The 10,819-nt window shown below is 72.7% G+C and carries 5 protein-coding genes; 4 read left to right on the plus strand and 1 reads right to left on the minus strand.

What is annotated here, in order from left to right:
• Window positions 1-372: 372 nt before the first annotated feature.
• The 4 genes from ACFVIM_RS27865 (at window position 373) to glgB (ending at window position 8,413) form a co-directional block, all read left to right on the plus strand.
• Entirely contained in the window at window positions 373-2,379 is a 2,007-nt protein-coding gene (locus ACFVIM_RS27865) for an alpha-1,4-glucan--maltose-1-phosphate maltosyltransferase (RefSeq protein WP_384306792.1), read from the plus strand.
• Window positions 2,376-4,151, plus strand: a complete 1,776-nt coding sequence (gene treS / locus ACFVIM_RS27870; protein ID WP_384306794.1) for a maltose alpha-D-glucosyltransferase — start codon at window positions 2,376-2,378, stop codon at window positions 4,149-4,151. Before ACFVIM_RS27865 ends, treS begins: the two co-directional genes overlap by 4 nt.
• A 282-nt stretch (window positions 4,152-4,433) precedes the next feature.
• A complete protein-coding gene (locus tag ACFVIM_RS27875) occupies window positions 4,434-5,885 on the plus strand; it encodes a phosphotransferase (protein WP_384306797.1) in 1,452 nt (483 codons plus the stop codon).
• Between the two features lie 86 nt (window positions 5,886-5,971).
• A complete protein-coding gene (glgB, locus tag ACFVIM_RS27880; RefSeq protein WP_384306800.1) occupies window positions 5,972-8,413 on the plus strand; it encodes a 1,4-alpha-glucan branching enzyme in 2,442 nt (813 codons plus the stop codon).
• A gap of 15 nt (window positions 8,414-8,428) precedes the next feature.
• Here glgB and ACFVIM_RS27885 read toward each other — a convergent pair whose 3' ends face one another.
• Window positions 8,429-10,708 carry a HelD family protein gene (locus ACFVIM_RS27885; protein ID WP_384306803.1) on the minus strand — a complete coding sequence of 760 codons (2,280 nt, stop codon included), beginning with the start codon at window positions 10,706-10,708 and terminating at the stop codon, window positions 8,429-8,431.
• Between the last annotated feature and the right edge of the window lie 111 nt (window positions 10,709-10,819).

Raw genomic sequence — 10,819 nt, forward strand, 5'->3', positions numbered from 1 at the left:
GCGCCGGGGCCCGCGCTCCGTCCGTGGACCGTGTTCCCCGCCCGTCCCCCCGGGCTCCCTAGGCGTCTTCCCGGGGGTGGATTCGCCGGGTTCGTCACGGGTGAGCGGGGGAAGGCTCATCCGGTACACAGGACCGGCGCCCGGAGCCCGGGGTGGCGACCCCGCCCGGCCGTGGCCCCGGCCCGCCCGCACCCCCGCGCCGCCCACCGGCCGCTTCGGCCCATCGAGTGAACGCGGCGGGGAGCGGTACCGCGCGCGCCCCGACCTTCACCGGCCCAGCGGTTACAAAGAACTGACGCAATTCTGACAAACACGAAATAGATCAGTAACAACTACTGATTTCCCACCCGCACATCCCTGTCAGGTGAGCCCATGATCGGTCGAATCCCTGTCCTGGACGTACGCCCTCGTGTCGACTGCGGGAGAAGACCCGCGAAGGCGGTGGTCGGCGAGACCTTCCAGGTCACCGCCACCGTCTTCCGCGAGGGCCATGAGGCGGTCGCCGCCAATGTCGCCCTGCGCGACCCTCAGGGGCGCCCCGGCCCCTGGATCCCCATGCGGGAGCTGGCCCCCGGCACCGACCGCTGGGGCGCCGAGATCACCCCCGACGCCGAAGGCCGGTGGAGCTTCGCCGTGGAGGCGTGGAGCGACCCGGTGGCCGGCTGGGCGCGGGAGGCGACGGTGAAGATCCCGGCCGGGATCGACACCGCGCTGGTCCTGCGCGAGGGCGCCGAGCTGCTGGAACGCGCGGCGGCCGGGGTGCCCAAGGAGGACGGCCGGGAGGCGGTGCTCACCGCCGTGGACGCGCTGCGCGACACCGCGCTCCCGGCCACCACCCGGCTCGCCGCCGCGCTGGCGCCGGAGGCGGGCGAGGCGCTGGCCCGCCATCCGCTGCGGGAGCTGGTCACCCTCTCCCGTCCGCTGCCGCTGCTGGTGGAGCGGCGGCGGGCCCTGTTCGGCTCCTGGTACGAGCTGTTCCCCCGGTCCGAGGGCGCCGTGGTCGCCGAGGGCCAGCCGCCGGTCTCCGGCACCTTCCGTACAGCGGCCGAACGGCTGCCCGCCATCGCGGCCATGGGCTTCGATGTGGTCTATCTGCCGCCCATCCACCCCATCGGCAGCTCCCACCGCAAGGGCCCCAACAACACCCTCTCCTCCGGTGCCCATGATGTGGGGGTGCCCTGGGCGATCGGCTCCGCCGAGGGCGGCCATGACGCGCTCCACCCCGAGCTGGGCACCTTCGAGGACTTCGCCCACTTCGTGGCGACGGCGCGGGCGCTGCGGCTGGAGGTGGCGCTGGACTTCGCGCTCCAGTGCTCACCCGACCACCCCTGGGTCAAGGAGCACCCGGAGTGGTTCCGCCACCGCGCCGACGGTTCGATCGCGCACGCCGAGAACCCGCCCAAGAAGTACCAGGACATCTATCCGCTCTCCTTCGACGCCGATCTGCCGGGGCTGGTCCGCGAGACCGTGCGGCTGCTGCGGTTCTGGATGGCGCGCGGGGTGCGGATCTTCCGGGTGGACAATCCGCACACCAAGCCGGTGGTGTTCTGGGAACAGGTCCTCGCGGAGGTCAACCGCACCGACCCCGATGTGCTCTTCCTGGCCGAGGCGTTCACCCGTCCGGCGATGATGCGCGCGCTGGCGGAGGTGGGGTTCCAGCAGTCGTACACGTACTTCACCTGGCGCACCACGAAGCGGGAGCTGACCGAGTACGTCCGTGAGCTGGCGGATGAGTCGGCGGCGTCGATGCGGCCGAACCTCTTCGTCAACACGCCGGACATCCTCCACGCCTACCTCCAGCAGGGCGGGCGTCCGGCGTTCGCGGTCCGGGCGGTGCTGGCGGCGACGCTGGCGCCGAGCTGGGGGATGTACGCGGGGTTCGAGCTGTGCGAGGGCACCCCGGTGCGCGAGGGCAGCGAGGAGTACCTCGACTCGGAGAAGTACCAGCTGCGTCCGCGGGACTGGGAGAGCGCCGAGCGTGAGGGACGCACCCTCACCCCGCTGATCACCAGCCTCAACCGGATCAGACGCCGCCATCCGGCCCTGCAACAGCTCCGGGACATCCACTTCCACCACACCGACAACGACGCGGTGCTCGCCTACTCCAAGCACGCCCCGCCGGGCGCGCACGGGGGTCCGGACACCGTGATCGTGGTCGTCAGCCTCGACCCCCACCACACCCAGGAGGCGACGGTCTCGTTGGACATGCCGCGACTCGGCCTCGCCTGGCATGAGACCGCACCGGTGCGCGACGAGCTCACCGGCGAGACCTATCACTGGGGCAGATCCGCCTATGTGCGCCTGGAGCCGGGCCGCAGGCCCGCGCACATCGCGGTACTGCGACCGTCCCCGCCGATCGGAGGGTCACCCACATCATGATCGTCAACGAACCTGTCCACGACCTGTTCGAGGACACCCCGGCCAAGGACCGCGATCCCGACTGGTTCAAGCGGGCCGTCTTCTACGAGGTACTCGTCCGCTCCTTCCAGGACAGCAACGGCGACGGCGTCGGCGACCTCAAGGGCCTCACCGCCAAACTGGACTACCTCCAGTGGCTCGGGGTGGACTGCCTGTGGCTGCCGCCGTTCTTCTCCTCGCCCCTGCGGGACGGCGGGTACGACGTGGCGGACTACACCAACGTCCTGCCGGAGTTCGGCGACCTGGCCGACTTCGTGGAGTTCGTCGACGCGGCCCACCAGCGCGGCATGCGCGTGATCATCGACTTCGTCATGAACCACACCAGCGACCAGCACGAGTGGTTCCAGGAGTCCCGCCTCCACCCCGACGGCCCCTACGGCGACTACTACGTCTGGGCCGACGACGACAAGCAGTTCCCGGACGCCCGGGTCATCTTCGTCGACACCGAGACGTCCAACTGGACCTTCGACCCGGTCCGCAAGCAGTACTACTGGCACCGCTTCTTCTCCCACCAGCCGGACCTCAACTACGAGAACCCGGCCGTCCAGGAGGAGATCATCTCCGCGCTGAGATTCTGGCTCGACCTCGGCATCGACGGCTTCCGGCTGGACGCGGTGCCCTACCTCTACCAGCGCGAGGGCACCAACTGCGAGAACCTCCCCGCCACCCACTCCTTCCTGAAACGGGTGCGCAGCGAGATCGACGCCCACTACCCCGACACCGTGCTCCTCGCGGAGGCCAACCAGTGGCCGGAGGACGTCGTCGACTACTTCGGCGACTACGCGGGCGGCGGCGACGAGTGTCATATGGCGTTCCACTTCCCGGTGATGCCACGGATCTTCATGGCGGTGCGGCGCGAGTCGCGCCACCCGGTCTCCGAGATCCTCGCCAAGACCCCGGCGATCCCGGCCAGCTGCCAGTGGGGCATCTTCCTGCGCAACCACGACGAGCTGACCCTGGAGATGGTCACCGACGAGGAGCGCGACTACATGTACGCGGAGTACGCCAAGGACCCGAGGATGCGGGCGAACATCGGCATCCGCCGCAGGCTCGCCCCGCTGCTCGACAACGACCGCAACCAGATCGAGCTGTTCACCGCGCTGCTGCTCTCCCTGCCCGGCTCGCCGATCCTCTACTACGGCGACGAGATCGGCATGGGCGACAACATCTGGCTCGGCGACCGGGACGCGGTGCGCACCCCGATGCAGTGGACGCCCGACCGCAACGCCGGGTTCTCCTCCTGTGACCCGGGACGGCTCTATCTGCCGACCATCATGGACCCGGTCTACGGCTACCAGGTCGCCAATGTGGAGGCGTCCATGAGCAGCCCCTCCTCGCTGCTGCACTGGACCCGGCGCATGATCGAGATCCGCAAGCAGAACCCCGCCTTCGGCCTGGGCTCCTACACCGAGCTGCCGTCGTCCAATCCGGCGGTGCTCGCCTTCACCCGGGAGTACAAGGACGACCTGGTGATGTGCGTCCACAACTTCTCGCGCTTCGCCCAGCCGACGGAGCTGGACCTGAGGGAGTTCGCGGAGCGCCGCCCGGTGGAGCTGATCGGCGGGGTGCGCTTCCCGGCGATCGGCCAGTGGCCGTATCTGCTCACCCTGGCGGGCCACGGTTTCTACTGGTTCCGGCTGCGCCGGGACACCGCGCCCCACTCCTGGCCGGCCCCGGCGGACCGCGCGGTCCGCGCGAGCACGGGCGCCGACCCGGCCGAGCCCGCCTCCTGACCCACAACCACCCCTCTCTCCCCCTCTCTCCACCCTCCCTCACCAGGCTCACCCCCACTCCGTCCCGCCCCCGGCGCCCCGCTTCCTCACCCCGGCGCCGGGGACTCCCGACGACGAGCCGGACGTGACGAGCCGTACCTCCCGCGGGGCGGTTTCCCCGGCACCGCACCGGGCAGTCTCCTCGTCATCCCCGCGCGCCGCCGGACAGTCAACGCCATGATCCGGGACACTCTGCGCATTCAGCGTCATTTAGGGTGCATCTCGGGGAAAGGACGCGATTCCATGTCGGAGGCTGCATCCACCCGGACCCCCGTGGCCCTCCTTCCCTCCCTGGCCCCCCTGCTCCGCTCCTGGCTGCCCCGGCAGCGCTGGTTCGCCGGGAAGGGCCGGCCGGTCACCGCCCTCTCGCTCGTCTCGGCCACCGAACTGCTCCCGCTCACGGGCCGGGGCCCGGGGCTGCTCCATCTGCTGGTGGACATCGCCCGCCCGGCCACGGGAACGGACGCGGGAACCGGAACGGATACGGAAACGGAAACGGGAACGGGAACAGCGGCGGGCCGGAAACCGCCCCCGGGCGACTGCTACCAACTGCTGCTCGGGGTGCGCCGGACCCTGCCGCCCCATCTCGCCCCCGCCCTCATCGGCCGCCCCGGCGAGGGCCCCCTCGCCGGACGGACGGTCTACGAGGGCCTCGTCGACCCCCGGCTCGCCGGACTGCTGTGGGAGCGGCTGCGCACCCCAGGCACGCTCGGCCCGCTCCGCTTCGACCGCTACGACCGGGCGCCCGCGGTCCCCGGCGGGCTCTCCGCCCGGCCCCTGGGCGCCGAACAGTCCAACACCTCGCTGGTCTACGGCGACGCCTTCATCCTCAAGCTCTTCCGCCGGGTCCAGCCCGGCCCCCACCCCGATCTGGAGCTGCCGCTGGCGCTGGCGCGGGCCGGCTGCGGCCGGGTCCCGGCCCCGGTGGCGTGGTGGGAGTCGACCGCGCCCCAGCCGTACACGCTCGGAGTGCTCCAGCCCTATCTGCGCGGCTCGCACGACGGCTGGCGGCTGGCGCTGGAGGCGCTGGCCGCCGGGGCGCCCTTCACCGAGGAGGCCCGCGCGCTGGGCCGGGTCACCGCCGAGGTGCACACCGCCCTCGCCGACGCGCTGCCGACCGTGGCGCTCTCGGCGCAGCGCACCGACCGGCTGGTGGAGGCGATGAACCGCAGGCTGGAGGAGGCCGCGCGGGCGGTGCCCGCGCTGCTGCCCTATGTGCCCCGGCTGCGCCGGGCCTTCGACACGGTCGCCGATCTGGCGCGCGACGGCCGGGGGCTGCGGGCCCAGCGCATCCACGGCGACCTCCATCTGGGGCAGACCCTGCGCGGCGGAGCGCCGCACGCCGACGACCACTGGTCGGTGATCGACTTCGAGGGCGAGCCCGCCCGGCCGCTCGCCGAGCGCCGCCGCCCCCAGCCCCCGGTCCGCGATGTGGCCGGGATGCTCCGTTCGTTCGACTACGCGGCCCGCAGCCACCAGCCCTGGGACCCGGGGTGGGCCGAGCGCTGCCGGGCGGCCTACTGCGAGGGGTACGCGGAGGGGTCGGGCGCCGACCCGCGCGGCGAGCCGGAGCTGTTGCGCGCCTACGAGACCGACAAGGCGGTCTACGAGGCGCTGTACGAGGCCCGGCACCGGCCCGACTGGCTGCCGGTGCCGATGGCGGCCATCGACCGGCTGGCGACGGCGCTGCCCTGACCCGACCCGGGCGCCCCCCTTGTTCCCCCTCCTCTCCTCTCTGTCCCCCTCCCTCTCCCCCCTCCCTCGACCAGGAGGCCGTACCCGTGACCGCCCGTCCCCCGAGAACCTCCTCCCCCACCGACTCCCCGCGCGCCCGGGACACCCGGCGCGGTCCGGCGGCCGGTGGCCCCGCCCCCACCGGTCCCGCGCTGTCCGTCCCCCTCGGAGCAGAGCCGACCCCGCCCCCGTACCGCCGTACGGCGCCCTCCCCCCGGCCCGCGGACGACGACGGGGACACCGGCCACGAGAGCACGCCGCCTGCGCGGCCGCTCGGCGGGGACGACCGGGCCCGGCTGCTCGCGGGGGCGCACCACGATCCGCACACGGTGCTCGGGGCGCACCCGCACCCGGACGGCGGCGGGGTGGAGGTGCGGGTGCTGCGCCCGTTCGCGCGGGCGGTGACGGTGGTGGCGCCCGGGGTACGGGCCCGGCTCTGGTCCGAGGGGGACGGGCTGTTCTCGGGGCTGCTGCCCGCCGCCGTGACCGCGGAGGGCACGGGGTACACCCTGCTGGTGGCGTACGACGGGCCCGACGGCGACGGCACCCACGAAATCGCGGCGGAGGATCCGTACCGCTTCCTCCCCTCGCTCGGCTCCTTCGACCTCCATCTGATCGCCGAGGGGCGGCATGAACAGCTGTGGCGGGCGCTCGGCGCGCGGGTGATGACCCATCAGGGCGTGACGGGCACCCGGTTCGCGCTGTGGGCGCCGAACGCGCGCGGGGTGCGGGTGACGGGCGACTTCAGCCACTGGGACGGCACCGGGTACCCGATGCGTTCGCTGGGGTCGAGCGGGGTGTGGGAGCTGTTCCTGCCCGCGGTGGGTGAGGGCGCGCTCTACAAGTTCCAGCTCACCCGGCCCGACGGGAGCCTGAGCACCCGGGCCGACCCGATGGCCCGCCGTACCGAGGTCCCGCCCGCCACCGCCTCGATCGTGACCGCCGCCCACCACGCGTGGCGCGACCAGGAGTGGATGGCGCGCCGCGGCGAGCACCCGGTCCACACCGCGCCCTTCTCGGTCTACGAGGTCCATCTGGCTTCCTGGCGGCCGGGGCTGAGCTACCGCCAGCTCGCCGCCCAGCTCCCGGACTATGTCGCCGACCTCGGCTTCACCCATGTGGAGCTGATGCCGATCGCCGAGCACCCCTTCGGCGGCTCCTGGGGCTACCAGGTCACCGGCTTCTACGCGCCGACCGCCCGGATGGGCACCCCCGACGACTTCCGCTTCCTGGTGGACGCGCTGCACCAGCGGGGTATCGGGGTGATCGTCGACTGGGTCCCGGCGCACTTCCCGCGCGACGCGTGGGCGCTGGCGGCCTTCGACGGGACCCCGCTGTACGAACCGGCCGACCCCCGGCGCGCCGCCCACCCCGACTGGGGCACGCTGGAGTTCGACTACGGGCGCACGGAGGTGCGCAACTTCCTGGTGGCCAACGCGGTGTACTGGTGCGAGGAGTTCCATGTCGACGGGCTGCGGGTGGACGCCGTCGCCTCGATGCTCTATCTGGACTACTCCCGCGAGCCGGGCCAGTGGACCCCCAACGAGCACGGCGGCCGGGAGAACCTGGACGCGGTCGCCTTCCTCCAGGAGATGAACGCCACCGTCTACCGCCGCTGCCCCGGGGTGGTCACCATCGCCGAGGAGTCCACGGCCTGGGACGGCGTCACCCGCGCCACCCACCACCTCGGCGCCGGGGGCTTCGGCGGCCTCGGCTTCGGCCTGAAGTGGAACATGGGCTGGATGCATGACTCGCTGGGCTATCTCGCCCATGAGCCGGTGCACCGCCGCTACCACCACGGGGAGATGACCTTCTCGATGGTCTACGCCCACAGCGAGAACTATGTGCTGCCGATCTCCCATGACGAGGTGGTGCACGGCAAGCGCTCCCTGGTCTCCAAGATGCCCGGCGACTGGTGGCAGCAGCGGGCCACCCACCGGGCCTATCTGGGCTTTATGTGGGCCCATCCGGGCAAACAGCTGCTCTTCATGGGGCAGGAGTTCGCCCAGGGGGCCGAGTGGTCGGAGGCTCATGGCCCCGACTGGTGGCTGCTGGACCCCTCGTACGCCGCCGAACCCGACCACCGGGGAGTGCGGCGGCTGGTGCGCGAACTGAACACGGTCTACCGCGCCAGCCCCGCCCTCTGGGAGCGGGACACCGCCCCGGAGGGCTTCGCCTGGGTCGCCGGGGACGCGGCGGAGGACAACGTCTTCGCCTTCCTCCGCCTCGACGCGAACGGCTCCCCGCTGCTGGCGGTGAGCAACTTCTCCCCGGTGGTCCGGCACGGCTACCGGCTGGGAGTGCCACCGGCCGTCCCCGTCTGGCGCGAGATCCTCAACACCGACGAGGAACGGTACGGAGGCGGCGGCATCACCAACGGCCCCCCGCCCCTCCCGTCCGCCCCCCACCCCTCCCACGGCCATCCCACCAGCCTCGCCCTGACCCTCCCCCCGCTGGCCACGCTCTGGCTGGCCCCGGCGGAACGCTGATCAGCACCGCCCCGGTCAGGTACGCAGCGCGCGGGGCAGCTCCCCCAGGTGCACCAGCCCCAGATGCTGGGTCGCCCGGGTCAGGGCCACATACAGATCGCTCGGGGTGAAGCGGGCGGGCTCCACCACGATCACCGAGTCGAACTCCAGGCCCTTGGCCTCCCGGGGTTCCAGCAGCACCACCCGGTGGGTCAGATCGAGCGGCCCCTGGAGCCCCTCCGGCATCAGGGAGTGCAGTTCGGCGGGGGCGATGACGGCGAGACGGCCCTGGGCGGGGGTCTCCCGGGCGATGGCGTCCCGTATGGCCCCGGTCAGCTCCGCCGCGCCCCCGACCCGCTCCCGCCAGGGCTCCACTCCCGTGGCGCGCACCGAGCGTGGCGGGGTGAAGTCAGCGAGGCTCTCCCGGCGCACGGCCGCCGCCAGCTCCATGATCTCGGCGGGGGTGCGGTAGTTGACGCCGAGCCGGGTGTGCCGCCAGCGGTCCCCGACATACGGTTCGAGGATGGCCCGCCAGGAGCCGAGCCCGGCCAGTTCCGCGGTCTGCGCGGGATCGCCGACCAGCGTCATCGAGCGGCTCGGGCAGCGCCGCATCAGCAGCCGCCAGGCCATCGCGGAGAGCTCCTGCGCCTCGTCGACGACGATATGGCCGAAGGCCCAGGTCCGGTCGGCCGCCGCGCGTTCGGCGGCCGTACGGTGGTCGTCCTCCTCATGGCGCTCGGCCATCCGCTCGGCGTCGATGATGTCGTGGGCGGCGAGGACCTCGGACTCCTCGTCCTCGAACTCATAGCTCTCCGACCCCTGGGAGAGGTCGAGGACGCCCTGGGCGTAGGCGATCCGCTCCTGGCGCTCGGCCTCGGCGCGGGCGCGCTCGGCGCTGTCGTCCACCCCGAGGAGTTCGGCGGCCTCGTCCAGCAGCGGGACGTCGGCCGGGGTCCACGGCCCCTCCGTACGCCGGATCAGCGCGGCGTCGGCCTCCGGCAGATACGCCTGAGGGGCGGCCAGCAGGGCGGTCACCACCTCCTCGGGGGTGAGCACCGGCCAGAGCACGTCGATCGCGGAGTGCACCTCCGCGCTGGTCGCGATCTCCTTGCCGAGCTGGGCGAGGTCGTCGGCGCCGAGCAGATTGGGACCACCGAGGGGGTCGGCGCCGAGCCGGTCGGCGAGCTGCGCGGTGAGCGCGTCGATGATCTGGAAGGCGAAGTGGGGGCGGGCGAGGTTGTGCGGCAGCCTGGTGGCCCGCGCCCGGTCCCGGGCGGCGTACGCCATCTCCCGGCCCAGCAGCAGCGTCCCGTACTCCTCGTGCGCGATCTCCAGGGCGGGCTCGGGGACCGTGCCCGCCGCCTCGTAGTCGTATGCGTCGTCGTCGCGGCCGTCGCCCGGGACGGTCTCGGGCAGCGCCTGCCGCCCGGCGACGGCGCGCGCCAGCGCCTGGGCCATCGCGGCACGGCCCTTGACCTCGGCGGCGGCCGGGCTGTCGGCGCCGGTGGCCCGGATGCCCGGGAACAGCTCCCCGACCGTGGCCAGCAGCACCCCGGTCTCGCCGAGCGAGGGCAGCACCTCGCCGATATAGCCGAGGAAGGCCGGGTTGGGCCCGACGATCAGCACCGCGCGCCGGGCGAGCTGCTCCCGGTGCGCGTAGAGGAGGTACGCGGCGCGGTGCAGCGCCACGGCGGTCTTGCCGGTACCGGGACCGCCCTCCACCACGAGCACGCCCTCGCGGGGCGCCCGGATGATCCGGTCCTGGTCGGCCTGGATCGTCCGGACGATGTCGGCCATCCGCCCGGTGCGCGCGGTGCCGAGCGCGGCGAGCAGCACCGCGTCGGCGTCGGGGTCCTCATGGCCGGTACGGGTGGTGTCGCCGAGGTCGAGGATCTCGTCGTGCAGCGCGGTGACCGTCCGGCCCTCGGTGGTGATGTGCCGTCGCCTGCGCAGCCCCATCGGGGTGTGCCCGGTGGCCAGATAGAAGGGGCGGGCGACGGGGGCGCGCCAGTCGATGAGCAGCGGGGTGCGCTCGGCGTCGTCGGCGCGGACGCCGACCCGGCCGATGTGGTGCCGGGTGCCGTCGGTCAGATCGAGGCGGCCGAAGCAGAGCCCGGAGTCGACGGCGTTGAGCGCGGAGAGCTCGGCGGAGTGCTCGGCGACGACGATGTCCCGTTCGAGCCGGGCCTGGAGACCGGTGCTGTTCCAGCGGCTGGTGGCACGGACGGCGGCCTCGGCCTCCTCGCGGAGCGCGTCGAGGCGCCCATAGACCCGGGAGACGAAACGCTGCTCGTCCTGGAGTTCCTCAGTTGACAAAGCGGCTCCTGACACGCTAGGATCTGGTCAACAGCTTCTCCCTGTCCGCATGTAGCGATGAGCAGGGAAACCCCCACTATAGCGCGCGAGAGCCCCCGACCGCCTCTGCGG

Origin of the sequence: Streptomyces sp. NPDC057638, from assembly GCF_042800315.1 — a bacterium.
Taxonomy (GTDB): Bacteria; Actinomycetota; Actinomycetes; order Streptomycetales; family Streptomycetaceae; genus Streptomyces.